25 protein-coding genes and 1 tRNA gene are annotated in these 23,549 nt (G+C 66.0%); 14 read left to right on the top strand and 12 right to left on the bottom strand.

All coding sequences use genetic code 11. The features are described 5' to 3' along the window. Positions 1 to 2: 2 nt before the first annotated feature. The gene (locus tag V9L17_RS05780; protein ID WP_337350799.1) at positions 3 to 1,388 is read right to left on the bottom strand and encodes a cystathionine beta-synthase; all 1,386 of its coding nucleotides are present in this window, start codon (positions 1,386 to 1,388) and stop codon (positions 3 to 5) included. Between the two features lie 43 nt (positions 1,389 to 1,431). Then, a complete protein-coding gene (locus V9L17_RS05775; RefSeq protein WP_337350798.1) occupies positions 1,432 to 1,824 on the bottom strand; it encodes a VOC family protein in 393 nt (130 codons plus the stop codon). 132 nt (positions 1,825 to 1,956) lie between these two features. On the opposite strand from V9L17_RS05775, the gene V9L17_RS05770 reads away from it, so the two are divergent. The 3 genes from V9L17_RS05770 (at position 1,957) to V9L17_RS05760 (ending at position 4,799) form a co-directional block, all read left to right on the top strand. Continuing rightward, entirely contained in the window at positions 1,957 to 2,928 is a 972-nt protein-coding gene (locus V9L17_RS05770) for a DNA-3-methyladenine glycosylase family protein (RefSeq protein ID WP_337350797.1), read from the top strand. A 96-nt stretch (positions 2,929 to 3,024) separates the two neighbouring features. Continuing rightward, positions 3,025 to 3,993: an ATP-binding cassette domain-containing protein gene (locus tag V9L17_RS05765; protein ID WP_337350796.1), complete on the top strand. Its 969-nt coding sequence runs from the start codon at positions 3,025 to 3,027 to the stop codon at positions 3,991 to 3,993. Beyond that, positions 3,993 to 4,799: an ABC transporter permease gene (locus tag V9L17_RS05760; RefSeq protein WP_337350795.1), complete on the top strand. Its 807-nt coding sequence runs from the start codon at positions 3,993 to 3,995 to the stop codon at positions 4,797 to 4,799. The genes V9L17_RS05765 and V9L17_RS05760 overlap by 1 nt, the downstream gene beginning before the upstream one ends. Here the strand turns inward: V9L17_RS05760 and V9L17_RS05755 are convergent. Together V9L17_RS05755 and V9L17_RS05750 are read right to left on the bottom strand one after the other, a co-directional pair. Beyond that, entirely contained in the window at positions 4,792 to 5,511 is a 720-nt protein-coding gene (locus V9L17_RS05755) for a response regulator transcription factor (RefSeq protein ID WP_337350794.1), read from the bottom strand. The genes V9L17_RS05760 and V9L17_RS05755 overlap by 8 nt on opposite strands. Further along, positions 5,504 to 7,540: a sensor histidine kinase gene (locus tag V9L17_RS05750; protein ID WP_337350793.1), complete on the bottom strand. Its 2,037-nt coding sequence runs from the start codon at positions 7,538 to 7,540 to the stop codon at positions 5,504 to 5,506. Before V9L17_RS05750 ends, V9L17_RS05755 begins: the two co-directional genes overlap by 8 nt. Before the next feature lie 174 nt (positions 7,541 to 7,714). On the opposite strand from V9L17_RS05750, the gene V9L17_RS05745 reads away from it, so the two are divergent. After that, positions 7,715 to 8,197: a hypothetical protein gene (locus tag V9L17_RS05745; protein ID WP_337350792.1), complete on the top strand. Its 483-nt coding sequence runs from the start codon at positions 7,715 to 7,717 to the stop codon at positions 8,195 to 8,197. After that, complete coding sequence (locus tag V9L17_RS05740; protein ID WP_337350791.1) at positions 8,181 to 9,680, top strand: multicopper oxidase family protein; 1,500 nt, start codon at positions 8,181 to 8,183, stop codon at positions 9,678 to 9,680. Before V9L17_RS05745 ends, V9L17_RS05740 begins: the two co-directional genes overlap by 17 nt. Positions 9,681 to 9,725: 45 nt before the next feature. Here V9L17_RS05740 and V9L17_RS05735 read toward each other — a convergent pair whose 3' ends face one another. After that, entirely contained in the window at positions 9,726 to 11,408 is a 1,683-nt protein-coding gene (locus V9L17_RS05735; RefSeq protein ID WP_337350790.1) for a helix-turn-helix transcriptional regulator, read from the bottom strand. A gap of 127 nt (positions 11,409 to 11,535) precedes the next feature. On the opposite strand from V9L17_RS05735, the gene V9L17_RS05730 reads away from it, so the two are divergent. After that, the gene (locus V9L17_RS05730) at positions 11,536 to 11,970 is read left to right on the top strand and encodes an ester cyclase (RefSeq protein ID WP_337350789.1); all 435 of its coding nucleotides are present in this window, start codon (positions 11,536 to 11,538) and stop codon (positions 11,968 to 11,970) included. A 14-nt stretch (positions 11,971 to 11,984) separates the two neighbouring features. On the opposite strand, the gene V9L17_RS05725 is transcribed toward V9L17_RS05730, so the two are convergent. Continuing rightward, positions 11,985 to 13,661, bottom strand: a complete 1,677-nt coding sequence (locus V9L17_RS05725; RefSeq protein WP_337350788.1) for an AMP-binding protein — start codon at positions 13,659 to 13,661, stop codon at positions 11,985 to 11,987. A 115-nt stretch (positions 13,662 to 13,776) separates the two neighbouring features. Between V9L17_RS05725 and V9L17_RS05720 the strand changes: the two genes are divergently transcribed. Next, a complete protein-coding gene (locus V9L17_RS05720) occupies positions 13,777 to 14,055 on the top strand; it encodes a putative quinol monooxygenase (protein ID WP_337346768.1) in 279 nt (92 codons plus the stop codon). An 89-nt stretch (positions 14,056 to 14,144) separates the two neighbouring features. Here V9L17_RS05720 and trxA read toward each other — a convergent pair whose 3' ends face one another. Then, on the bottom strand, positions 14,145 to 14,540 hold the full coding sequence (gene trxA / locus V9L17_RS05715) for a thioredoxin (protein ID WP_337346767.1): 396 nt from the start codon (positions 14,538 to 14,540) through the stop codon (positions 14,145 to 14,147). A gap of 160 nt (positions 14,541 to 14,700) precedes the next feature. Here trxA and V9L17_RS05710 point away from each other — a divergent pair, with 160 nt between their 5' ends. Further along, positions 14,701 to 15,624 carry an ABC transporter ATP-binding protein gene (locus V9L17_RS05710; RefSeq protein WP_337350787.1) on the top strand — a complete coding sequence of 308 codons (924 nt, stop codon included), beginning with the start codon at positions 14,701 to 14,703 and terminating at the stop codon, positions 15,622 to 15,624. Further along, positions 15,621 to 16,421 (top strand): ABC transporter permease subunit, encoded by an 801-nt coding sequence (locus tag V9L17_RS05705; RefSeq protein WP_337350786.1) that lies wholly within the window; start codon positions 15,621 to 15,623, stop codon positions 16,419 to 16,421. Before V9L17_RS05710 ends, V9L17_RS05705 begins: the two co-directional genes overlap by 4 nt. Positions 16,422 to 16,463: 42 nt before the next feature. Here V9L17_RS05705 and V9L17_RS05700 read toward each other — a convergent pair whose 3' ends face one another. Continuing rightward, positions 16,464 to 17,018, bottom strand: coding sequence for an acyl-CoA thioesterase (locus V9L17_RS05700; protein WP_337350785.1), 555 nt, complete (start codon positions 17,016 to 17,018; stop codon positions 16,464 to 16,466). A gap of 72 nt (positions 17,019 to 17,090) precedes the next feature. On the opposite strand from V9L17_RS05700, the gene V9L17_RS05695 reads away from it, so the two are divergent. Beyond that, the gene (locus V9L17_RS05695; RefSeq protein ID WP_337350784.1) at positions 17,091 to 17,825 is read left to right on the top strand and encodes a potassium channel family protein; all 735 of its coding nucleotides are present in this window, start codon (positions 17,091 to 17,093) and stop codon (positions 17,823 to 17,825) included. Positions 17,826 to 18,185: 360 nt separating this feature from the next. Beyond that, entirely contained in the window at positions 18,186 to 19,028 is an 843-nt protein-coding gene (locus V9L17_RS05690) for a LysM peptidoglycan-binding domain-containing protein (protein ID WP_337350783.1), read from the top strand. Between the two features lie 119 nt (positions 19,029 to 19,147). On the opposite strand, the gene V9L17_RS05685 is transcribed toward V9L17_RS05690, so the two are convergent. The 3 genes from V9L17_RS05685 to V9L17_RS05675 form a co-directional block, all read right to left on the bottom strand. Then, positions 19,148 to 19,579, bottom strand: coding sequence for a CBS domain-containing protein (locus tag V9L17_RS05685; RefSeq protein WP_337346761.1), 432 nt, complete (start codon positions 19,577 to 19,579; stop codon positions 19,148 to 19,150). 254 nt (positions 19,580 to 19,833) lie between these two features. Beyond that, positions 19,834 to 19,915: transfer RNA gene (locus V9L17_RS05680), tRNA-Tyr, on the bottom strand. Positions 19,916 to 20,096: 181 nt separating this feature from the next. Then, a complete protein-coding gene (locus tag V9L17_RS05675) occupies positions 20,097 to 20,351 on the bottom strand; it encodes a hypothetical protein (RefSeq protein ID WP_337346760.1) in 255 nt (84 codons plus the stop codon). Positions 20,352 to 20,554: 203 nt separating this feature from the next. Here V9L17_RS05675 and V9L17_RS05670 point away from each other — a divergent pair, with 203 nt between their 5' ends. Further along, complete coding sequence (locus V9L17_RS05670; RefSeq protein WP_066293529.1) at positions 20,555 to 21,046, top strand: YajQ family cyclic di-GMP-binding protein; 492 nt, start codon at positions 20,555 to 20,557, stop codon at positions 21,044 to 21,046. Between the two features lie 53 nt (positions 21,047 to 21,099). Here V9L17_RS05670 and htpX read toward each other — a convergent pair whose 3' ends face one another. Further along, positions 21,100 to 21,960: a zinc metalloprotease HtpX gene (htpX, locus tag V9L17_RS05665; RefSeq protein ID WP_337350782.1), complete on the bottom strand. Its 861-nt coding sequence runs from the start codon at positions 21,958 to 21,960 to the stop codon at positions 21,100 to 21,102. A 195-nt stretch (positions 21,961 to 22,155) separates the two neighbouring features. Here htpX and V9L17_RS05660 point away from each other — a divergent pair, with 195 nt between their 5' ends. Continuing rightward, positions 22,156 to 22,950, top strand: coding sequence for a hypothetical protein (locus V9L17_RS05660; RefSeq protein WP_337350781.1), 795 nt, complete (start codon positions 22,156 to 22,158; stop codon positions 22,948 to 22,950). A gap of 30 nt (positions 22,951 to 22,980) precedes the next feature. Next, positions 22,981 to 23,466: a Fur family transcriptional regulator gene (locus V9L17_RS05655; RefSeq protein WP_337346756.1), complete on the top strand. Its 486-nt coding sequence runs from the start codon at positions 22,981 to 22,983 to the stop codon at positions 23,464 to 23,466. Positions 23,467 to 23,549 lie beyond the last annotated feature (83 nt).

Genomic DNA, 23,549 nt, shown 5'->3' with positions numbered 1-23,549 from the left:
AGTTAGTTGCTGAGGTACGCGAGGAGGTCGTGCCGGGTCAGGATGCCCACCGGCGCCCCGACGAACGTCACCATCACCGTGTCCACATCGGACAGCAGCGCGCGGGCCGCAGAGATGGTTTCCAGCGAGCCGATGATGGGAAGTTTCGGGCCCATGTGTTCGGAGATCTTATCCGTCAGTTTTGCCTCGCCGCGGAACAGTTTGGAGGTCAGGGTCCGTTCGTCCACGGCGCCCAGGACTTCGCCCATCACCACGGGAGGCTCCTGGGAGAGGACCGGGATGTGGCTGACGCCGAACTCGTTCATGATGGTGATGACGTCGCGGACGGTCTCGTTCGGGTGGATGTGCACCAGGTCCGGAAGTTCACCGGTCTTGGACTTGATCACCTCGCCCACGGACGCTTCCTCGCCGCCGGAGAGGAAGCCGTAGGACCGCATCCACTGGTCGTTGAAGATCTTGGCGAGGTAGCCGCGGCCGGAGTCGGGCAGGATGACCACCACAACGGCGCTTTCCGGAAGGTCCCTGGCGGTCTTCAGCGCAGCCACCACGGCCATCCCTGACGAGCCGCCCACCAGCAGGCCTTCCTCACGGGCCAGCCTGCGCGTCATGGCGAAGGAGTCGGCGTCGCTGACGGCGATGACCTCATCCGGCACGGACTTGTCATAGTTCGCCGGCCACATGTCCTCGCCCACGCCCTCAACGAAGTACGGCCGACCGGTCCCGCCGGAGTAGACCGAACCTTCGGGGTCCGCCCCGATGATCCTGACCCGGCCGCCGTCGGACTCCGCGCGGTCCGCAGAGACCTCCTTGAGGTACCGTCCGGTGCCAGTGATGGTGCCGCCGGTGCCGGCGCCGATCACGCAGTGCGTGACCTTTCCGTCGGTGTCCTGCCAGATCTCCGGGCCGGTGGTCTCATAGTGGCTGCCGGGGGCCGCCGGGTTGGAGAACTGGTCCGGCTTGTAGGCGCCAGGGGTCTCCGAGACGATCCTGTCCGAGACGCTGTAGTAGCTCTGCGGGCTGTCAGGGGCGACGGCGGTGGGGGTCACTACCACCTCGGCGCCGTAGGCCTGAAGGACGGCCCGTTTGTCCTCGCCCACCTTGTCCGGCACCACAAAGATGCACTTGTAGCCCTTTTGCTGGGCAACCAGAGCCAGCCCCACCCCTGTGTTGCCGGACGTCGGCTCCACAATCGTCCCGCCGGGGAGCAGTTTGCCTTCCCGCTCGGCCTCCTCGATCATCTTGGCCGCGATGCGGTCCTTGATGGATCCGCCGGGGTTCAGGTACTCCAGCTTGACCAGGACTGTGGCTTGGATGCCGTCAGTGACGTGGTTGAGCTTGATGAGGGGGGTCTTGCCGATGAGGTCCAGGATGGACTGGGCGTACTTCATAGGTACAAAGTTACCGTCTCCCGTGACGGGCCTTGCTCCGCAGTCAGCTCCCTGCCGAGGAATCTGTCTGCCAAAGGCCCATGATGTTGCCTTCGGTGTCCTTGAAGTAGGCGTAATAACCCATTCCGGGAACGGCGTCCTTGGCCTGGGTCACCGAACCACCGGCGGATTCGACCTGTGCCAGTGCGGCGTCAACGTCTTCCACATCGATGGTAAGGACGGGCGTCCTGAGGTTGTCCGTGCGGGGGAACAGGGCTCCGTTGATGGCCCCGGGCGCGCTTGGCATGCCCGTCTGTTCGTCCGACGGCGTGGTGATGGCGATGGTGTAATCCATCTCCTGCATGGGGGTCAGGTTCCAACCGAACGCGCTTTGGTAGAAGGTGTTGGCGCGTTCCTTGTCATCGGTCGGGATCTCGAAATGCACAACTCCAGCCATTGCATGCTCCTTTGGATGCCAGGGGAAGGCGCGGACGCTCCGCGCCACACGATGGAGTCTAGTCCCGGCATCCGTGGCCCGTAAGGGGGCTCCGGAACCGGCATTGTCAGCCAGCCGTGGGACGATGAAACCATGACCATCGCAGATGCCCCCGCCCGGCTGGCCGCCGCCGCGGACGCTTCCCTGCGGTGGCATCCGGACAGGCCATACAGCCTGCTGCAGACGCTCGGCATCCTCCTGCGCGGCACCGGCGATCCGTCGTTTTCCGCCCGGCCCGACGGGTTCTGGACGGCGTTTACGACGCCGGACGGCCCAGTCACACTGCGTCTCAGCACTTCAGCGGACGGCGCTGTCGATGCCCTGGCATGGGGGCCGGGTTCCGCGGCCGGACTCGCCGGGGTGCCCCGCCTCCTGGGCTCCGGGGATGACTGGTCGGCCTTTGACGAGCCTGCCTTCCACGCATCGCTCCCCCGGATGGTCCGCGAGGCCCGCCGTCGGAACCTTGCTGTCCAGCTGCCCTCCACCGGCCGGATGATCGATGCCCTGGTGCCCACCATCCTTGAACAGAAGGTCACCGTCATAGAAGCCCGCCGCGGCTACCGGTACCTGATGTACCGCTTCGGGTCGGCGGCACCGGCTGCCGGAATGGCCGCCCCGGAAGGGCTTCGTGTCCAGCCCACCGCGGAACAGTGGCTGCGCATCCCGTCCTGGGAGTGGCACAAGGCCGGCGTTGGACCACAGCGTTCCGCAACCGTGATGCGTGCGCTGCGCTCCGCCGTCGCACTTGAACGGCTTGCAGCGCTGCCGGCCACGGAAGCGGCGGCAAAGATGCAGGTCATACCCGGCATCGGGGTCTGGACCGCGGCCGAGGTGGTGCAGCGGACCCACGGCTGCCCGGACTCGATCGCCGTGGGCGACTACCACCTCGCGGCCTACGTGGGCGCCGCGCTCACCGGCCGCCGGACCGACGATTCGGGCATGCTGGCGCTGCTTGAGCCGTGGAAGGGGCACCGCCAGCGGGTGGTGAGGATGATCGGGCTGAGCGGCTTCCGCAAACCCACGTTCGGGCCGCGGATGACCATCCAGGACCACCGCGGGCACTGAGCCTTTTTCCGTGGACTCCCGCGGGCCCTTGGGTATAGCGTGGCGCCATGGAGCCCGCACCAGAGCCCTGGAATCCCGCATTCTCTGGAGTCACCCATGATCCACACTGACAAACTGACGAAGACTTTCACCGTCAAAAAGGAGACCGTGGAAGCCGTCAAGGGCGTCGACATCGATGTTGCGCCCGGCGAACTCGTCGCGTTCCTCGGCCCGAACGGCGCCGGCAAGTCCACTACCCTGCGGATGCTGACCACACTGCTGCGGCCCACGTCCGGGACGGCAACCGTGGCAGGGGTGGACGTCGCCGAGGACCCTGCCGGAGTGCGGTCCAGGATTGGTTACATCGGCCAGGGCAACGGCGGTGGCCACAGCTTCCGGGTGATCGACGAAATGGTGATGCAGGGCCGCTTCTACGGCATGAACACCACGGACGCCAACGCCCGGGCGCAGGAACTGCTGAAGTCGCTGGACCTCACCGACCTCGCCAAGCGCACGGTCATCAAGCTGTCCGGCGGCCAGCGGCGGCGGATGGACGTGGCGCTGGGCCTGATGCATTCGCCGAGGCTGCTCTTCCTGGACGAACCGTCCACCGGTATGGATCCGCAGAACCGGGCCAACCTGTGGGAGCACATCATGCGGATGCGCGCCGAACACGGCACCACCATCGTCCTGACCACGCACTACATGGACGAAGCCGATTTGATGTCCGAGCGCGTGATCGTGATCGACCACGGCCGGATCATCGCCGATGACACGGCGGCCCGGCTCAAAGCCAACCTCGCCGGTGACCTGCTGGCTGTGGAAGTGGCGGCGGAAGCGGCTCCCGGAGTGCGCGGGCTGCTGGGCCGGGCCGCTGCGGGCGGGGAGGTCAATGAAAACACGTACGACGGCGTTGTCCGCTTCCGCCTCCGGCTCCCCGAAGGCGCGCGGCTGGCGCCCGCGCTGCTGAAGGAGATGAACGACGCCGGCGCTCCCGCCCAGTCGCTGGAGCTGAAGCCGCCGACGCTGGATGACGTGTTCCTGGAACTGACCGGGCGCAACCTGCGGGAAGGAGCCAACCGCTGATGAGTGTGCAAACCACTCCGGAAGTCCTGAGGAAGCCCAGCCTCAGCCAGGTTCTGAGGGATACGAAGTACGTTTTCTGGCGCGAGATGCTGCTGCCGCTGCGGGACCCGTTCTCGCTGATCTTTTCGCTGATCCAGCCGCTCGTGTTCCTGGGCCTTTTCGGGCCGCTGCTCGGCGCTGCCGTGGGCGCGCCGGCGTTCGGCGGGCAGTCCACGCTTCAGTGGTTCCTGCCCGGGGTGGTGGTGATGATTGCCCTGTTCGGCACATCCATGACCGGTTCGAACCTGCAGTACGAGCTCATGACCGGTTCGTACGAGCGGATCCTGGCAACGCCGCTGTCCCGTTCCTCGCTGATGATCGGGCGTGCCCTGAAAGAGTGGGCGCCGCTGGTGGTGCAGGGACTGCTCATCGCCCTGGTCTGCATTCCCTTCGGCTTCGTCTTCTACCCGGTGCATGTGCTGGCAGGACTGGTCATCCTGGGGATCTTCGGCATCGGGCTCGGCGCGCTCTCCTACGCCTTGGCGCTCGTGTCCCAGAACAAGGAGTGGATCTTCTGGGGCGTGCAGCAGACGTTGCTGTTCCCGCTGATGATTCTCTCCGGCATCATGCTGCCCATTGAGGCCGGACCGGGGTGGATGCAGACTGCGAGCCTGTTCAACCCGCTGACCTACCTGGTCAACGCTGAGCGGGAGCTGTTCGCCGGCAACGTCGGGACCGACACCCTCCTGGGCTTGCTCGCCGCATCGGTGACGGCCGCCGTCGGGCTGGTGGTTGGTGTCCGGGCCATCAACCGCAACATCAGCTGAGCGGGTGGTTCTGTCCGTCTTCTTCGGCCGATGCCTCGTTGCCGTTGCGCTGGAGGAAGGCGAGCACGGCTGCCACGCGGCGGTGCACGCCAGTTGAAGGAAGGCGCAGCTTGGTAAAGATCGAATTGACATGCTTCTCGACCGTGGATGAGGACAGGTACAGCGACTGTTCGATGCCCGCGTTTGTCCTGCCTTGTGCCATCTCCCGCAGGACGTCCAGTTCCCGGGGCGACAGGTCCGAAAGCGGGTTGGCTGCACCGGCGCTGCGGCGGCGCACCAGCGTATCGACGATCTGCGGATCGATGACCGAACCACCAGCCCGCACTTCGCGGAGCGCGTGCACGAGGTCCTCCAGGTCGCCGATGCGGTCCTTGAGCAAGTAGCCGAGGCCTGCCGAACCGTCGGCGAACAGCGCGAGCGCGTAGCTCTGGTCGGCGTGCTGCGACAGGACCACCACGCCCGTCTCCGGGTGCGCGGCGCGTATGGCGCGGGCAGCCTCAATGCCCTCCATGTGATGGCCAGGCGGCATCCGGATGTCGGTGAGCACCGCATCAGGCGAGAACCGGCGCACAGCGTCGATCAGCTCCGTTGCGTTGCCCGTGCAGGCCACGACGTCTATTTCGCCGGAGTCCTCCAGCAAACGTCGAAGCCCCTCTCGGACGAGGTAGTTGTCCTCGGCGATGACCACCCGCAGCACATCCGCTTCATCCAACGTGGTGCTCCTCCCGCTCCACGGGGAGGTCAACCAGCACGGTGGTGCCCGACGGGTCGCGTCCCGAGACGTCCACCGTTCCCCGCAGCGCCGCCACGCGGTCACGGATATTGGCCAGGCCGCCGCGGGACCCGGGCGCGAGGGCGCCTATACCGCAGCCGTTGTCGGTGATCGCGATCCGCAGGTGCCCGTCCTTCCGGGCGAGGCCCACGCAGGCATGGCTCGCCTGCGCGTGCTTTGCGGTGTTGGCCAGCGCCTCCCGGACCACGTAGTACGCCGTCGTTTCCACTTCCTCAGGGAACCGCTCGGCACGGATGCCCTCGTCAGCGTCGACCGTCAGCGGGATGGGGAACCTGGCCGCACTGGACTCGATGGCCGCTACGAGGCCGTTATCGCTCAAGACGGGCGGGTGAATGCCATGGGCGAGTTCGCGCAGGTCGGTGAGCGTCTCCCGGGCCTGGTCCTGGAGATCAGCGAGTTCGACGGCGGTAAGCTCACCGCGCTGCAACCGGTTCCGGGCGAGGCGAAGCCCGGCGATCTGTGCGACCACGTTCTGCTGGATCCCGTCGTGCAGGTCCCGTTCGAGGCGCTTGCGTTCGTCATCCTGCGCGGCGACGAGCCGCTCCCTCGACGCACTCAGCTCCTGAAGCTGCTCAGCGAGCTGGGCGCTCAGGCGCACGTTCGCCACTGACTCCGCAGCCTGGCCGGCGACCGTACGGAGCAAGGCCCGTTCGGCGTCGCTGTAGTCACCGCGCCGGCGCGGCCCAAGCTCGATCCGGCCCAGTGCCTCATTCGCCCGCTCAAGGTCGCAGGAGGCAACAGCTTCCCCCTTCACATCACCGGCCACACCCGTGGGCGATGCCACGAACCTGCCGTCAGGACCTGCGAGGAAAATACGGACCCAGGATGCATCGAGGCCATCACGCACGGCCGCCGCCAGGCGGGCCATCAGCTCACCGGGCTCCACGGACTGCTCCAAGCGGGAACCGAGCTCGCTGAGCAGCATCAGCTGCCTGTCCCGATCCCCAAAGACAGAGCGGTGGATCCACCGCTGCAACCATCCCCGGACCGGCAAGAGGCACACGGCGAGAACCGTTGTCAGGAGAGCGGCGCCGATAATCGTGAGGCGGTCGGCCAGCAGTACGGCCGGTGTTGCGACGCCGATCGCGTACAGGACCGTGATGAGCAGGCCGGAGGACCGGGCCGCGAGGCGCCCGCGGTCACCGGGGGCAATATCGAAGGCGCCATGGCGGAGGATGCCATGGATGGCCGCCAGCGGGACTGCGGTGAGCGAAGCGAACACGGCGGCCGTAACGATGGCGTTGGGCGGCCCGTGCAGCCACAGCCCGTAGCTGATGACCGTGGCGATCACCACCCAGGTCATGACCCGGGTGCGTGCCCGGACTTCCTTGTCCCCGAACACTGCCCGGCTCAGGAGCACGCCCACGCCCAGTGGCATCCACGGCCACTGGTAGATGGCCCAGTAGACCGCCGGCGCCGCCCAACCCAGCCAGGGCACCGCGAATGCGTTCGGTATGCCATCGCTGAGGTCCAGAAACTGCGGCACCAGTACCTGCGGGCTGGTGAACAAAGAGAGCGGGGCGGCCACCACGGGAACCCACAGGAGGCCGACGGCGATGCGTTGCCACCGATGCTCGGGCACCCCGGTCGGGAAGCTCGCGAACATGCTGACGAAGCCTGCCGCCGCCACCGCATCGGCGGTCAGGCCGACCAGGTTCACGAGCGGGAACCACGGCTGGCCGGTCAGCCCCGGATCCTGGACCGCGAACGTCTCGTACGCCGAGCCGACAGCCATGGCCGTGGCAGCGGCCGCGATGAACACGGCGGCCCGGGATGACGAAACGGTGAGCAGCCACATGCCGAAGACGAAGGTCGGCAGCACGCCAAGCAACGGCCAGCTGAGTCCGTGGTTCTCCGGTGCGACGAACCCGCGAATGATCACGACGTAGATGAGCGACGCCACTCCGACCGGAGCCAACGCTGCGAGCAATCCCCATCTTCGGAGCACAGTCCTATGATCCGCCTGTGTGGCCAATCCCGGGAGGGGGTACCCACCCGACTCCCATGGTGGCTGGCCTCCATCTACCCTGCGGCCACCCGCGTTCCGGGCACGTCGGCTGCGCGCCTACGTTGGGCTCGAGTGGATGCCGCGGAATGGCACCCGCACGAACAGGAGGACATCATGCGCAGGATTTACGCAGCCATCGCCTGGATCATCGCCGGCGGCGTTGTTGTGCAGGCAGCGTCGATCGCCTTCGCCCTCGGAGGCATCGGACGGTACGTCCAGGATGGTGGTGTCATCGACAAGGCCCTCGTCGAGAGCCGGCAGGCCACGTTCATCGGCGACCTCGGCTTCCCCATCCACGGCATCGTTGGCGGGATGGTCATACCGCTGGCCGCCGTCGCGCTGCTCATCGTGGCGTTCTTCGTGAAGGCCGACGGCGCACGGCTGCGTGGCGCACGCCTGTGGGCAGCCGTTGTGCTCGCCCTGGTGGCGCTGCAGATCACGCTCGGCTACTCCATCGTTGACATGCCTTACCTCGGCCTGGTCCACGGTGCGAACGCGCTGGCCGTGCTGCTCACCGCCGTCTACGCGGGGATGCGGGCCAGGCGCTCGGCGGCAGCCGGTGCTGAGGAACGCGCCTCCCATGCCATCGCGACCTGACCTCGTCCGGCGCGTTTCCGCCGGCGTTGCGGTGGCCGGTGCGCTTGGCCTCGGTGCGCTCGGGTGGAGCTCCACCCTGCTGGGCGAATACTCGGTGATCGATATGGGTGGCGGGCACGCCTCCCACATCCATGGCTCTGGTTCCGTCGCTGCCGGCCCGGCCGGTGAGGTCAGCGTGACGGAGCTGATCGCGGACCCGCTCCGGCCACCTGACGTCCGCATCGAGCTCGTCGCCCGCCGCCAGACAGTGGACATCCCCGGCGGACGTCCGGTGGAGGGATATACCGTGAACGGCACATCCCCGGGGCCTACGATCCGCGCCACGCAGGGTGATCTCGTCGAGGTGGTGTTGGTCAATGAGTCGGTCCGGGCAGGGGCCACCCTGCACTGGCATGGCGTGGACGTGCCGAACGCGGCTGACGGCGTTGCCGGGATCACGCAGGACGCTGTTCCTGTCGGCGGCCGCCATGTCTACCGTTTCACCGCGGATGACGCCGGCACGTATTGGTACCACTCGCACCAGGTCTCACATGAGCAGGTCGAGGGCGGGCTGCTGGGTGCGGTCGTCATCGAACCGGCCTTGCCGGCGGCCGACCCGCCGGCCAAGCAGTTCCAGGCCGACGCCGTCGCGCTGCTGCACGTCTACGGCGGCCAGCACACCCTCAACGGGCGCGTGCAGGACGAGCACGTGCCGGCCGAGCCCGGCAGTACCGTTAGGATCCGGGTCATCAACACCGACCAGGGAACTGCCGCTGTCTGGTCAGCCGCACCCTTCCGGGTCATCGCGACTGATGGGCACGAGGTCAACGGCGCAGCCGCCGTCGACGGACGAAAGGTACTGATTCCGGCAGGCGGCCGGGTGGACGTCGCCGTGCAGGCCCCCGTTAACGGCGCTGCCCGCCTGCACGTCGGCGGGGCCCGGAGCATCTCCATCGGCGATCCGGCCTCCGGAGATACAGGCGCCGCGCCCCCTGCCCGGCAACCCTCCGAAACCCTGGACCTGCTGGCGTACGGCGACCCTGCCCCGCCCGACTTCGATCCGCGCTCGCCGGACCGCACGTTCGACTACACGATCGGACGCCGCCTCGGCCTGATCGACGGCCGGCCCGGAAACTTCTGGACAATCAACGGGGAGCTCTTCCCGGACGTGCCGATGTTCCACGTGCGCGAGGATGATGTCGTCGTCATGCGGATCGCCAATGAGTCGGGCGAGGTGCATCCAATGCACCTGCACGGCCACCATGTCCTGGTGCTCTCACGCGACGGCAAGCCGGCGGCGGGAAGCCCCTGGTGGGTCGATACGCTCGATGTCCACCCCGGCGAGGCGTATGAGATTGCCTTCGTTGCCGACAACCCTGGTATTTGGAGCGACCACTGCCATACGCTTCCCCACGCCGTCGACGGCCTCGTTGCCCACGTGATGTACGACGGGGTCACGACGCCGTTCACCATCAACGGCGGTGCCGGCAACCAGCCCGAGTAGCAGGCCGCAGCACAAACCGGTAAATGCGGGGCAATCAAGGCCCGGTCAGGCGGAGTCCAGGCGGGCGGCGTAGGCTGCGGCTTCAGCACGGTTGCGTAGGCCCAGTTTCTCCAGCACGTTGCTCACGTGGTGTGCCACGGTCTTGCTGCTGATGAACAGCTGTCCTGCGATTTCAGGGTTGGAATAGCCCTCGACCAGCAGGCGCAGGATCTCCTGCTCCCGGCGGGTGAGGATGCCTGCCTCGCGGGGAACGGACCGGCCCCCGGCACCCCAGGACCGCAGCAGGGCCGCAGCCACGTCTGCATCATGGGATGCCCCCAGCTTGTCCAGCGCTGACAGGGCAGAGCGGGCTTCCGAGACTGCGAGCGCGGGCTGGCCTTGGGCCAATGCCCGCGCAAGCTCCAGCCTGGTGCGTGCCGCCTCCAGCGGAAGCTCGAGCCGCCCGAACCAGGTGAGGGCGTCCTCAAAGTAGACCGTTGCGGTCTCCTGCCGGCCTTCGGCGGCGGCCACCCGCCCCTTCGCCAGCGCGGCATGGGCGGACAGCAACCGCACTTCCCCTGTGCCGCCGTCGAGCGTGGCAAGGTATTCGGCCGCCGCAGCGGCAGCAGCGGGATTTCCGGCTGCCAGGTGTGCTTCCACCAGGAGGCCGCGTGCGCCCGCCGTCTCCAGTGACGTCCGCTGCCCGCCCGCGTGCAGCGGCGGAGCCACGGCGTCGCTGTTGATGCTTTCCGACCGAAGCCACCGCTCTGCCAGGGCCACAGCCACCGCCGGTTCGTTGTTTCGGAGGGCCAGGCCCGCCGCCACAAGGCTGGCCTCGACCGGGGTACCGATGCCCTCAATCAATGCCCGGGACTCGTCGAAGCGTCCCTGGCGCAGGCGAAGCTCGGCAAGGCTCGCGATGGCCTGGTGGAACATGCCGGGGAAAACGCCCCTTGTGCCTGCGGCGGCACGCCGCAATTCCTCGTCTGCTTCGGCCCAGTGGCCCGTCAGCAGGAGAACGCGCCCGTGGACCAGCCGGCACTGGGCATAAAGGTAGGGGCATCCATACGCTCTCATGTAGTCATCTGCAGCCTGCGACCACTGGGTTGCCCGCCCGAGGTCGCTCAGGAGGTCGCAGACCGTCAGCATCGAACAGCTCGCCATAACCACGGTGTAGAACGTGGTCCCATCGCCGCCCAAAGCGCTGGCCATTGCCTCATCCACGCACCGCAACCCGGCCTGGACTTCGCCGTCCTTGACCAGGAGGACTCCGCGCTCGGCAAGGGCGCAGACTGCGAGGTCCGGGTCGCCCAGCTCCTGCGAGGTGGCCAGCGCCCGCTCGATCAGGTCCCGGCATGAGTGCACATCCGTGGCGAGGAGGGCCGCACAATAATCGACCCAGGCCTGGGTCAGTCCGTCGTCCGGGTCGGCCATGCTTTCGGCGCGGGCGAGCCAGCCCCGCGCCGCTGCCTCATTGCCCAGGGACATCCCGTAGACGAGGCACAGCCACACTGCGGAGTCGATCGCCTCCGGCATGTTGCCGGCGCGGCGGCTGGCGGCATAGGCGCGCTCACGGCAGCGGACGCTTTCACCAACTTCGCCGAGGAAAAACAGGGCGTCACCCAGGCCCGCCAGCGCGCCTGCCGATCCGGTGCCCACAAGCGCTTCCTCAAACGCGGCCCGGGCCTGCGCCCACTGCCCCGCTTCCAGTGCCTCGTGGCCTCTCGCTGTGATTTCCTCCAGCGTCACGCTTCAATTACAGCACTTCGGCATGGGCCACAAAATGGGTCAGCTGACCGATCCCCGCTGCCACCAATCAGGGGAGCCTGAAGGTGTCCCGGAAAACGGACAACAGGAACGAATTTAGGAGCAAACGATGAACACGAGCCCATTGACCAGTGCATTTACCACGGCGGTGGATGCAGTTAACGCCCACGATGCGAAGGCCTTCGCCGCAACCTACGCCGCGGACGCGGTGGTTCACGACCCGCTCTATCCGCAGCCGTTGAAGGGGCGGGACGCCATCGAGCAGGACATGGTGGAACTCTTGCGGGCCTTCCCGGACGCACGAGTCACGGTGGGTCCCCTTCTCCAGGACGGCGAGACGGTAGCGGGCGAGTACACCTTGCGCGGGACGCACCTTGGCCCGCTGGCTTCCCCCGAGGGGGAGATTCCCGCTACCGGAAATTCCATCGACAACAGCGGGGCTGTCTTCTCGAAGTTCAACGCTGACGGAGAAGTCATCGAGGAACGCCGCTACTACGACGCTGCCGGTCTGCTCGCGCAGATCGAGCCAGCCGCGGCAACCTGAGCCTAGCCCGCCTGTCAGAGCCCCAGCCTGGCCACAGCCTCCTCGCGCATTTCCACTTTGCGGACTTTCCCGGAGACCGTCATGGGGAAGCTTTCGCGGACGTCCACGTAGCGGGGGACCTTGTAGTGGGCCAGCTTCCCCCGGCAGAAATCGGCCACGGCGGCCGCATCGAGCCGCTCGGCGCCGGGCTTCAGGATGATGCAGGCCATCAGTTCCTCGCCGTATTTGGCGTCCGGCACCCCGATGACCTGCACGTCCTGGATGGAGGGGTGGCTGTAGAGGAACTCCTCGATCTCGCGCGGGTAGATGTTTTCGCCGCCGCGGATCACCATGTCCTTGATCCGGCCCTCGATCACCACGTAGCCGTCGTCGTCCATCCGGGCGAGGTCGCCGGTGTGCATCCAGCCGTCGGCGTCGATGGCTTCCGCTGTCTTGTCCGGCTGGTTCCAATATCCCTGCATCACCGCATAGCCGCGCGTGCACAGTTCGCCGATCCTTCCCCGTTCCAGCACGTCGCCGGAGCCGGGGTCGATGATCTGGCTTTCCAGCCTGGGCATAGTGCGGCCCACGGTCTCGGTGCGCTGCTGGAGGGTGTCACCGTTCCGGGTCATGGTGGACACCGGCGAGGTCTCGGTCATGCCGTAGCAGATGGCCACGTCCACCATGTGCATCTCGGAGATCACCCGGTTCATCACGTCGATGGGGCACACTGATCCCGCCATGACGCCCGTGCGAAGGGTGGCGAGGTCGTAGGAAGCGAAGTCCGGAAGCGCCAGTTCGGCAATGAACATGGTGGGCACGCCGTAGAGCGATGTCCCGCCGAAGTCCTGTACCGCCTCCAGCGCCGCCGCGGGGCTGAAGCCACGGCCGGGAATGATGGTGGCCGCGCCATGGCTGAGCGCAGCGAGGTTGCCGATCACCATGCCGAAGCAGTGGTAGAACGGCACCGGAATCACTACGCGGTCATGTTCGGTGTAACCCAGCAGCTCCCCGATGGAGTAGCCGTTGTTCAGGATGTTGTGGTGCGTCAGGGTGGCGCCCTTGGGGAAGCCCGTGGTCCCGGAGGTGTATTGCAGGTTGACGGGGTCGTGCGGGTCCAGTTCTGCCATCCGCGCCCTCAGGGCGGAATGCCCGACGACGTCCGCCCGCTTGAGCAGCTCGCCGTACGTCAGCTCTGCGTCGCTTTGGGGGATGCCGGCGTCGAGCCCGTCCACGCCCGGATCCGGCAGGAAGACCAGTTCCCGCAGGTCCGGGCAGGCGGCCAGGGCCTGGCGGGCCATCCCCACATAGTCGCTGGTCCGGTCCGACGGCGCCGCGACCAGCATGCGCATGCCGTTCTGTTTCACCACGAACTCCAACTCGTGGCTGCGGTAGGCGGGGTTGACGTTCACCAGGATCGCGCCGGACTTCGCCATAGCGTACTGCAGCAGGGTCCACTCGGCGCAGTTCGGACTCCAGATGCCCACGCGGTCTCCCTTGGCAATGCCCAAGGCGAGGAGCGCACGCGCGAGGCGGTCGACGTCGTCGTTCATTTTGGTGTAGCTCCACCGTCGGGCGTCGGCTCCGGGAACGGCCGCGGCCTCTATCAGCGCGTCGTGGAAGGGAAACTGGGCCACCACCCGCTCAAAGTTCGTGCCGATGGTCTCCTCGAGCAGCGGGACGTCAGTGTCCCCGGCTGTATAAGCGCGCATGCTGGCACGCTACCAACTGGCCCCCGGCATTGAAAGCACATGGGAAGCGCAACAGGCTGGTGTCTGCGCGTAAACAGGAACGGGCGGCAGCCTGCGGCCCGGTATTGTGAAATCCATGAGTGCACCCATCGACCTGCAGGCAACGTTCATCCCCAACGAGGGCGAGTTCTTCCGTGTGAAGCTCGCCCTGGAAATCGCCATCGACGAGGTGGTGAATGAGCCCGGATGCATCCGTTACGAGCTGACCGAGGCCACCGAAGAGAAGCTGGTCCTGACGGAGCAGTGGGCGTCCGAAGAGGATCTGGAGAAGCACTCCAAGGGCACCGCTGTCCAGGACCTCAACGAATCCCTGAGCGCCCTGCTGGCCGAGCCCGTGAAGCTGGAACGCCTCTAGCCCCCCGCCACTTAAGCATCGACTGCTCCGTAAGGGCCCTTTTGGACGTTCTAAAGGGCGCTTACGGAGCAGTCGATGCGTTTTAAGGGCTAGGAGTTGTCCTTGGCCTCGCCGGCCGCGGCCTCTGCCTTCGAACGCGCCACGTGGGCGTGCACCTCGTCCATGTCCAGGGCCTTGACTGCGTCAACCACCTGCTCCAGCTGCTGGGCGTTCAGGGCGCCGGGCTGCGAGAAGACCAGGACTTTTTCGCGGAACGCCATCAGCGTGGGGATGGACGTGATTCCGGCCTCGGCAGCGAGCTGCTGCTCGGCCTCGGTGTCCACCTTCGTGAACAGGACGTCGGAGTGCTTCTCCGACACGGCGCTGTACGTGGGCCCGAACTGCTTGCAGGGACCGCACCATTCAGCCCAGAAGTCGACCAGGACAATGTCATTGCCTTCGATGGTCGATGCGAACTGTTCACCTGTGATGTCAACGGTAGCCATGGTTTCAACGGTACGCGAGCAGGCCATGGAATGTCGCGGCCTGGGGGCCCTGTTCGCTTCGCGCGTCATTGGGAATAACTGCGGCACCCCATATACAGGGCGGGCCGCCAAGCCTACCCTTGGGGTGATCAGCCGCTGAACGCCGCACACGGGAGGGTGCATGCCGCACGCCATCTCCACGAAGTCCCTCACCAAGAAATTCGGCCGCCGGGAGGTGCTCCACGGCGTGGACTTCGCGGTCGAGGCCGGCTCGGTGTTCGGCGTCATCGGCCCCAACGGTGCGGGCAAAACCACTACCATGCGCTGCCTGCTGGACATCATCCGACCCACTTCCGGGGAGGTCCGGGTCCTCGGGAAGGACCCGCGGGCGGCCGGTCCGGAACTCCGCCGGCGGATCGGCTACCTTCCGGGAGAGCTGTTCCTCGAGGGCCGGGTCACCGGCCGGAAACTCCTGGCCCATTATCAGGCCATCAGCGGTCCGGTAGCACCGGGCCGGATCGATGCGCTGGCCGAACGGCTGGGGTTGGACCTGGACCGCCATACGCGCAAGCTGTCCAAGGGCAACAAGCAAAAACTGGGCCTGGTCCAGGCATTTATGCACGATCCGGAACTGCTGGTCCTTGACGAGCCCACCAGCGGCCTGGATCCGCTGATCCAGCAGGAGTTCCATGCCATGGTGCGGGAAGCGCAGCACAATGGCCAGACCATTTTCCTTAGCTCCCACGTCCTGAGCGAAGTACAGCAGACGGCGGATACGGTTGCCATCCTGCGGGACGGCAGGATCATCGCTGTTGAGTCGGTGAGCGGACTTCGGGCAGGTGCCGTGCGGCACGTCCGGCTTTCCGCTCACGGAATCAACGCGCACGACGCCGGCGCGCTGCTGGGTGCGGTGCCCGGCGTCGGACGCGTGGAGGTGCTTGACTCCGGCAGCACCGTCACCGTGTCAGCCACGCTGGAAGGTGACATCCAGCCCTTGGTCCAGGTGCTCGCGTCCCTGCAGCTGACCGACCTTGTCCTGGAGGAGCCTGACCTGGAGGAATCGGTACTGAAGATGTATTCAAGCCAGCAGGAGGCAGCAACGTGAGCACCAAGCTTCCGCTGTTCCGGCGGGCGTTTTTTGATTCCTGGCGCTCCACCCTCGCGTGGGGAGCCGGGCTGTCCGGCGCCACGTTCCTGTACCTGCCGCTGTACCCGTCCATCGGCGGAAGTGCGCAAATGCAGGACATGATCGATGCCCTCCCGGCCGAGATGACCAAGGCGCTGAACTACGACCAGATCGCCACCGGCCCCGGCTATACCCAGGCCACGCTCTTCGGCCTGATCGGGTTCCTCCTGATGACCATCGCCTCCGTGGGATGGGGTGCCGCCGCGGTGGGTGGTGACGAGGAGTCCGGCCAGCTGGAGTTGACGCTCGCCCACGGCGTGACCCGGGTCCAGGTGGTGCTTGAACGCGCGCTCTCCCTGGTCCTGCGTGTGGTGCTGCTCGCGGCCCTGGTCTTTGTGCTGGTCCGGCTGCTGAATGACCCGGCCAAGCTGGACATTCTTCCGGAGAACCTGTTCGGCGCGGCGGTGCTGTTCGCCGGCCTGGCGCTCCTGAGCGGAACCGCGGCGCTTTGCGCGGGAGCGGTGACCGGCCGCCGGACGTACGGGCTCGCCGCCGGTGCCGCGGTGGGGGTGCTGGGGTATGTTTTCAACGCCGTCGGCCGGCAGAGCGATGATGTGCAATGGTTGCTGAATTTGAGCCCTTACCACTGGGCGTATGGAAATTCCCCTGTGGCCAACGGTGCGGACTGGGCCGCGGCGGGGTGGCTGTGGGGTATCTCGGCGGCCCTAGTGGCGCTGGCTGCTTTCGCGGTGGAAAGGCGCGACGTCGGCGCATAGCCGGGTGCCGTCGTCGGCCGTTTTTGTTCGCTTGGCCTGCGGTCAGGCCCTGGCTTCCCAGAGATGCGGGGCAGGTGTCCGGCTGCCCGGCAATGCGTTGGCCTCACGCCACTCGTGAATCCATTCGGGCAGAATGCAGTCCGCCGGGGGCTGGCCGAACTCCCGCAGGATCTCTTCCTGACTGACGGGTTTGCCGTTGCTGACCAGGCGGGTGGCGATGTAGGCACGGGCGTAAATCTCGCCGTCGGCCACCATGCGCTGCTCAAAGTAGATGGCTTTGGCATCCAGGCCGATAATCTTCGTTTCGATGGTGTACTGCTGCCACAGCTGCAGGGACTTCCGGAAGGCGATGGTCTCCCCCGCTGCCACCGGGTTCCAGCCGCGCCGGCGCATCCTCTTCCAGACGCCGCTGCGGACCATGAGGTCAAACCGGCCCAGGTCCATGAGGGAGAAATACATGCCGTTGTTGACGTGCATGGCGATGTCGATGTCGGTGGGCAGGACGCGCAGCGGTAAGGACGAGGTGTCCCAGATGGTGAGCGCGGAGCGGCGGGCGGACGTGAACAGCATCAGGAGGGTACGAAGAAGCAGGTGCATCCCCCAATGTTACCCGTCAGTAACTTGAGGGGCCAGCCTGACTTTCAAGAGCTCCCGCGTAGGATGTGGCGCATGACGCAACAACGCTACCGGGACCTCGCCGAGTGGCCGCTGATGGGAACTGCACTGGTGTTCCTGGCCGCCTATGCGTGGCAGGTGATCGGCCGCGTCGAAGGAAGCGCCGCCGAGTGGCTGGAGGCCGTCCTGTGGCTGACCTGGGGGATCTTCGCCCTCGACTACGCAGCCAACCTGTGGCTCGCCGAGGACCGGCGTCGCTGGTTCCTCTGGAACCTGCACGAACTCCTGATAGTTGCCCTGCCCTTCTTCCGTCCACTCAGGCTGCTCCGGCTGGTGACGCTGCTCTCGGTACTGCACCGGACCGTCGGTGAAACACTCCGTGGCCGCGTTGTCACGTATGTGGCCGGCTCAGCTGCCCTGCTCGTCTTTGTGGGTGCCTTGGCAGTGCTGGATGTTGAACAGTCCGCTCCAGATGCCAAGATCCTGACCTTCGGCGACGCCGTCTGGTGGGCCATCACCACTATCACCACTGTGGGATACGGCGACATGTATCCCGTGACTCCGATCGGCCGGATGGTTGCCGCGGCGCTCATGATGAGCGGCATCGCCGTGCTCGGCGTGGTCACCGCTTCCATCGCCTCCTGGCTTGTCCAGCGCGTTGAGGAATCCACCGAAGCCGCCGCGGAGTCTGCGGAGGAACCCGTCCGGGCCGAGCTGGCCGACCTGGTGGAGGAGATCGCATCGCTGCGGCGCGAGGTCGCCGAACTGAGGGACCGGCGCACGCCCTGAAGTTCGCGTAGCCGCGGCGAGTACTACTGAGTAGAAAAAACGCCCGCCACTGGCTTTGTTGCGAAAAATTCGAGTAACCCCTACTGGTGCCGCCTGGCGCAACGGCTTCCTAGACTCGGAATTCCTAGGGCCGAATACGTTGCTGGCGCATCCTCCGAGCTGGGGTGGACGATGCCGCTTCATGGTGGAGCTCCCGCATCTTCTGGGTATGCGGGCGGCTCCCATCACGCGCATCCCTGCGCGGCGCCGGTTACTGACCGGAACCGCATAGCGCATCACACCTCGATCCGTCCTCCAAGGGGAACCGGCGGCATCCACCGCTGCTTTTCCTTGACTGGGCCGACCTGCGATGGGCCACCCATGCATCAGTTGACCGCAAAACCTTCCGAACCTCCCAGCCGGAACTTCGAAACAGACGTCCCCCGGGCAGAACTGACCCAGACCCGCAATCCTGTCAGCAACCGGCTCTGGGCAGGCATGGCCGCCGCTGCCGTGGTCTCCGCCGTTGGCGTTGCTTCCTTAGCAGGGCCCGTCCGCACTGCAGAGGTTCCGCTTCCACCGGAGGTAAGCACGACCGCGGCCGCACCGGCCGAGGGTCCTGCACAGGCCGAGGGTCCTGCACCAGCTCCGGCGCCTGCTCCGGCGCCTGCTCCGGCGCCTGCTCCGCCGCCTGCTCCCTCGGTCGACTCCAACCGCTACACCGTTGTTCCCGGCGACACTGTGGGTGGGATCGCCGCACGGTATGGCGTGGACCTGAATGCGATGCTGGCCGCCAACGGGCTGGGTGCCTACAGCATCATCGTCCCCGGCCAGTCCTTGGTGCTGACCGGTCCCGCCGTCGCCGCCCCAACGGCTCCGGGCCAGGCCGCGCCTGCGGTCCGGACGATCTATGTAGCGGGCGCGGGCGGACAGGCAATGGTGGACGCCTGCATCGGCCCCATCCACTTCACCCCCAACGATGGCTACTCGCTGTTCATCACCGAACATGACTTCTGCGGCGGCTGGGCGCGCTTCTCCGGCATCGCCGTGGGCGAAACCATCAGCATCCCGGGCTACGGAACCTACACGGCCACCGCCCGTGGGCAGGTTCCCAACCCCGGCACCACCAACGACGTCAAGGCCGTTTTCGGTGGTTTCCCCAGGGCTATCCTGCAGACCTGTATCCCGGGAACCAGCCAGATGCTCCTGATCGCGCTGAACTGACCTTCCAAAGCTTGTCCGTGGTTCCTAACCTTCAAGGCGGGGAACCGCGGACAAGGCCATGACGGCCCACAAAGTAACGCCACGGAGAGGACTCCGTGGCGTTCTGCTTCAGTTGCTGACTACACCTGCATTCGGCTGCGTTCCGAAATGTGTTCCACCAGCTCGCCCACACGCTGCTCGGAGTAGTTGCGGGCGATGTCGCCCTGGCTGATGATGCCCACCAACTTGTGGTCGGCGATGACCGGGAGACGCCGGACCTGGTGCCTCTCCATCAGTTCGATGGCGGCGTCGACATTCGCATCGGCGTCAACCCAGTAAGGCTTGCCGGTAGCGAGGTCCTTGGCCATCATTTCGCGGGGATCGCGGCCGGCGGCGATGCATTTGAGCACGATGTCACGATCGGTGATCATGCCCTTCAACTTTCCGTCGTCACCGCAGATCGGCAACGAGCCACAGTCCAGATCCTGCATCATCCGGGCAGCATCCGTGAGGGACTGGGTCTCCTTAATACACTTTGCATCTGTAGTCATGAATTCACGTACAGCACTCATTGGTACTCCTTCATCGATTGATGCATCGACGCAGGGCATCGGGTTCATGCGCCGATGCTGCCAGCCTACGCCGGAGCCATAAAGCTGTCGACGGCCCAGATTTCCCCTTTGCGTGGTCAATTCCCCCTGTAACGCAGGGGGGAAAAGACCACGAGGAGGGGAATACCCCGCAGCAGGGCAGGACAGGCGGCCGGGGGTCGCTTCAGGCACGAAAAAGCCTCCGGAACCTGATGGTTCCGGAGGCTTTCCTTGGGTGGCAGATGAGGGATTCGAACCCCCGTAGGCGTTGCCAGCTGATTTACAGTCAGCCCCCTTTGGCCGCTCGGGTAATCTGCCGAACTTCAAAAGAAGATCACCCCCGGCTGCAGTGTTCGGAACGTCCGTTTCCGGGCCGTTCCGCTTCCAGTAACCGCGGGCAAGACAACTTTACAGAACTTCTGCCGAAGAATCGAATCGAGCCCCCGGTCCTGCGGAACGCACGTGAAAAACCCCGAAACGGCGCGGAAAACGGCCCGAATCAGGCCTCGCCGAGAATGCGTCCGGCGAGCCGGGCCTCGAACTTCACGGCCTGCTCCTCGGTGATCTGGTTCAGTTCGACCGCACGCAGCAGGTCCTCACTGACGCCGTCCATGCGGGCAGAAGCATCCGCCACCGGGCTGAAGATGATGGAGGCCGCCACGGCGGCGGCCGCGACGGAGGTGGCTGCGGTAGCCACGGCTCCGGCGGCTGCAGTGGTGGTTCGGTTGACGTAACGGACGGCTTTGCGGTGCATGGTCTTTCCCTTCGCGCTCTTTCCAACAACTCCAACTCTGTGGCGCGGGGCTTCGTTCCCGCCCGGTGTCCGCTGAGAGGGAACTGTGAAAAGCGGCAACGACCAACAGGGGCATCCGTATTAGGCTGGAATGCAGACATCAGGCGCCTCCCGGGCGCAACCAGCCGCACCACCGGCATAACACCACCAGCACAAGGAGAATCATGGCAGGCGAGTCAACGTTCGACGTCGTAAGCAAAGTGGACAAGCAGGAAGTGGCCAACGCCCTGAACCAGGCCCAGAAGGAACTGGCCCAGCGCTACGACTTCAAGGGCGTCGGCGCCGAGGTCGACTTCAGCGGCGAGAAGATCCTGATGAAGGCGAACTCGGAGGAACGCGTCCTGGCCGTCCTGGACGTGCTCCAGTCCAAGCTGATCCGCCGCGGCATCTCGCTGAAGTCCCTGGACACCGGTGAGCCCTACGCGTCCGGCAAGGAGTTCCGCCTGGAGGCCTCCATCAAGGAAGGCATCGCGCAGGACCTGGCCAAAAAGATCAACAAGCTCATCCGCGACGAAGCGCCCAAGGGGGTCAAGTCCCAGATCCAGGGCGACGAACTCCGCGTCACATCCAAGTCACGCGATGACCTGCAGGCCACCATGGCGCTGCTGAAGGACTTTGACGAGGCGGACCTGCAGTTCGTCAACTTCCGCAGCTAGCAGCAGCGAAGAAAGCACGACGGCGGCATCCAGCTTTGCTGATCAACCCCGGGTCAGCGCCGGCCCGCCATCCGTTCGAGCCGGGCAATCCGGTCCTTCATGGGCGGGTGCGTGGCGAACAGCTTGGTCATCGCCCCGCCGCGGAACGGGTTGGCGATCATCAGGTGCGAGGTGTTGACGAGCTTCTGGTCCTGTGGCAGTGGCGCGATCCGCACGCCCTGCTCAATCCGTCCCAGGGCTGAGGCGAGCGCCAGCGGATCGCCGGTCAGCTGCGCACCGTCCTCGTCGGCGTCGTACTCCCTGGTCCGGGAGATGGCCAACTGGATCAGGGACGCCGCAAACGGCGCCAACAGGGCCATGGCCAGCATGGCCAGCGGATTGGAGTTGCGCCTGTCACCGCCGAAGAACAACAGCATCTGGCCCACCGAGGTGATCACGCCGGCGACGGCGGCAGCCACCGAGGAGGTGAGGATGTCGCGGTTGTACACGTGCATGAGTTCGTGCCCCAGGACGGCGCGGAGCTCCCTTGCGTCCAACAGCTGGAGGATGCCTTCTGTGACACAAACGGCGGCGTTGCGCGGATTGCGCCCCGTCGCGAAGGCATTCGGGTTCATCGTGGGCGAGACATAGATGCGTGGCATCGGCTGGTTGGCGCGGACTGACAGCTCGCGGACGATCTGGTACAGCTGCGGCGCCTGGGTTTCGGCGACCGGGTAGGCCTGCATGGAGCGTATGGCGATCTTGTCGCTGTTCCAGTAGCCATAGGCCGTGGTGGCCACGCCGATAAGTGCCATGATCCAGATGGGCGCCGAGCTGCGCATGTTGAGGCCGATCAGGCCGCCCAGTCCTAGCAGGACGGCCCAGAGGACGCCGAAGAGCGCCGCAGTTTTCAGGCCGTTGTAATGCTTGTGCACGTCCACTCCTCCACGTCTGCCCGGCACGCCTTCAGGGGACCGGGCAGCAGGACCCGGCCCTCAGTCAGAATTTTAGTACCGTGTGGGCCAGTCGAGGTGCGGGTCCCCACCGAAGCCACCTGCAAACCTGGTCACGCCTGCGTGTCGTGTTGTGCCATCGGCTTGGTATCCTCAGGCGGGGGAAGGAGTTGGCGCATGAATCTATCCAGGCGGCTGCTTTTTGCATCGGCGTTCTGGGAGGTGGCCCGTCCCCGGACCGCGCTGAACGCCGGCCACCTCCTGATCCGGCTCACGAATCCAGCCGTTGCCTTCGATCTCCGCTCGGCCGCCGACTGGCTTTGGTGCCACAATGCTGCCCGGCAGGCGCTCGCCGAGGTCCTCGGCGCCAGTCGCTGCACCGTGGTTTTCGCCCACCAGTGGCACCCCATCGGCGCGGCAATCGGCGAACCGGAAGTCGAATCCTCCACGCCCACGTTCCACCTGTTCGGCCGCTGGGCCACTGAGCCGGTCACCCCGGGCGAACAGCTCCGCCTCCCCGCGCAGCGCCGGGTACCGGCCGCAGCCGAGGAACTCCAGGAGTACGACGGCGGCCTCCGCACTGCGCTGCGCCGTTTGGCTTTGGAGCGCCAGGCTGATCCGAGTTGGCAGTTCGAGACAATGTTGCCCGGCGACACTGCCGCGAACTCCCATCTCGGGGAACTCGTCGTGGCGCCACCCCGGCTTAAGGCTGGCGCGCACCACACTGTGTTGTCCACGGCGTTGGCGCCGTCGTCGGGCGAACCGGGGCTCAGGCCCGGACACTTGCTGGCGCTGGCCGCGTCACTCCAAAGCATGACGGAGCGCCCCGGCGTGAGCGGGTTGAGCTGTGTGGTTCCGGAGCCTGGCGATGGGCCATTGGAGGTCCACGCCATGGGACGTTCGGCTGGGGAATCAGTCAATCCGATGCAGGAGTTCCTGGCTCTTCCGGAGGTTAGCCAAGCCTTATTGTGATGAACTCATAATAAGTGCTTCAATAGAGGCATGACGGAACACTTTGGCGGCCACGAAGCCTGGGCTGCTGCCCTGCGCGCCCACGGCCGCCGGGTGACCAAGCAGCGGCTGGCGGTGCTGGCCGCCGTCGAGCATCACCCCCACTCCCCCGCGGAGAGCATCCTCGCCGCCGCGCGCAAGGAGCTCCCGGAGCTCACTGCGCAGTCCGTCTACGTGGTCCTGGGCGACCTCACTGACCTGCACATGCTGCGCCGCTTTGAGCCGCCGCACTCCCCCGCACTGTACGAGACCCGCGTGGGCGATAACCACCACCACGCGATCTGCATCAGCTGCGGGCGCGTCGAGGACGTAGAGTGCGCCGTCGGGCATGCGCCTTGCCTTACCCCGCATTGGGATAAGGACGCCAAGCCCATGACCATCCAGATCGCCGATGTCATGTACCAGGGCATCTGCCAGGACTGCCAGCAGTCCCAACAACTTCCTTCTGAACGTCCCTCGCAAGTAATAGAGAAATAGGAGAAAAATGACTGCCATTTCAACGACCCAGTCAGGTGCGCCGGTTACGTCCGACGCGCATTCGAAGTCAGTTGGTGCCGACG

It is taken from the genome of Pseudarthrobacter sp. CCNWLW207, from assembly GCF_037203945.1.
Lineage (GTDB): Bacteria > Actinomycetota > Actinomycetes > Actinomycetales > Micrococcaceae > Arthrobacter.
The sequence above is the reverse complement of the archived record's forward strand: the minus strand, read 5'-3'. Positions and strand labels throughout refer to the sequence as shown.

Bases quoted from the DNA above. Each gene is read 5' to 3' on its own strand.
- V9L17_RS05780 (WP_337350799.1), bottom strand. From the start codon at position 1,388: ATGAAGTACGCCCAGTCCATCCTGGACCTCATCGGCAAGACCCCCCTC.
- V9L17_RS05775 (WP_337350798.1), bottom strand. From the start codon at position 1,824: ATGGCTGGAGTTGTGCATTTCGAGATCCCGACCGATGACAAGGAACGC.
- V9L17_RS05770 (WP_337350797.1), top strand. From the start codon at position 1,957: ATGACCATCGCAGATGCCCCCGCCCGGCTGGCCGCCGCCGCGGACGCT.
- V9L17_RS05765 (WP_337350796.1), top strand. From the start codon at position 3,025: ATGATCCACACTGACAAACTGACGAAGACTTTCACCGTCAAAAAGGAG.
- V9L17_RS05760 (WP_337350795.1), top strand. From the start codon at position 3,993: ATGAGTGTGCAAACCACTCCGGAAGTCCTGAGGAAGCCCAGCCTCAGC.
- V9L17_RS05745 (WP_337350792.1), top strand. From the start codon at position 7,715: ATGCGCAGGATTTACGCAGCCATCGCCTGGATCATCGCCGGCGGCGTT.
- V9L17_RS05740 (WP_337350791.1), top strand. From the start codon at position 8,181: ATGCCATCGCGACCTGACCTCGTCCGGCGCGTTTCCGCCGGCGTTGCG.
- V9L17_RS05730 (WP_337350789.1), top strand. From the start codon at position 11,536: ATGAACACGAGCCCATTGACCAGTGCATTTACCACGGCGGTGGATGCA.
- V9L17_RS05725 (WP_337350788.1), bottom strand. From the start codon at position 13,661: ATGCGCGCTTATACAGCCGGGGACACTGACGTCCCGCTGCTCGAGGAG.
- V9L17_RS05720 (WP_337346768.1), top strand. From the start codon at position 13,777: ATGAGTGCACCCATCGACCTGCAGGCAACGTTCATCCCCAACGAGGGC.
- trxA (WP_337346767.1), bottom strand. From the start codon at position 14,540: ATGGCTACCGTTGACATCACAGGTGAACAGTTCGCATCGACCATCGAA.
- V9L17_RS05710 (WP_337350787.1), top strand. From the start codon at position 14,701: ATGCCGCACGCCATCTCCACGAAGTCCCTCACCAAGAAATTCGGCCGC.
- V9L17_RS05700 (WP_337350785.1), bottom strand. From the start codon at position 17,018: ATGCACCTGCTTCTTCGTACCCTCCTGATGCTGTTCACGTCCGCCCGC.
- V9L17_RS05695 (WP_337350784.1), top strand. From the start codon at position 17,091: ATGACGCAACAACGCTACCGGGACCTCGCCGAGTGGCCGCTGATGGGA.
- V9L17_RS05690 (WP_337350783.1), top strand. From the start codon at position 18,186: ATGCATCAGTTGACCGCAAAACCTTCCGAACCTCCCAGCCGGAACTTC.
- V9L17_RS05685 (WP_337346761.1), bottom strand. From the start codon at position 19,579: ATGAGTGCTGTACGTGAATTCATGACTACAGATGCAAAGTGTATTAAG.
- V9L17_RS05675 (WP_337346760.1), bottom strand. From the start codon at position 20,351: ATGCACCGCAAAGCCGTCCGTTACGTCAACCGAACCACCACTGCAGCC.
- V9L17_RS05670 (WP_066293529.1), top strand. From the start codon at position 20,555: ATGGCAGGCGAGTCAACGTTCGACGTCGTAAGCAAAGTGGACAAGCAG.
- V9L17_RS05660 (WP_337350781.1), top strand. From the start codon at position 22,156: ATGAATCTATCCAGGCGGCTGCTTTTTGCATCGGCGTTCTGGGAGGTG.
- V9L17_RS05655 (WP_337346756.1), top strand. From the start codon at position 22,981: ATGACGGAACACTTTGGCGGCCACGAAGCCTGGGCTGCTGCCCTGCGC.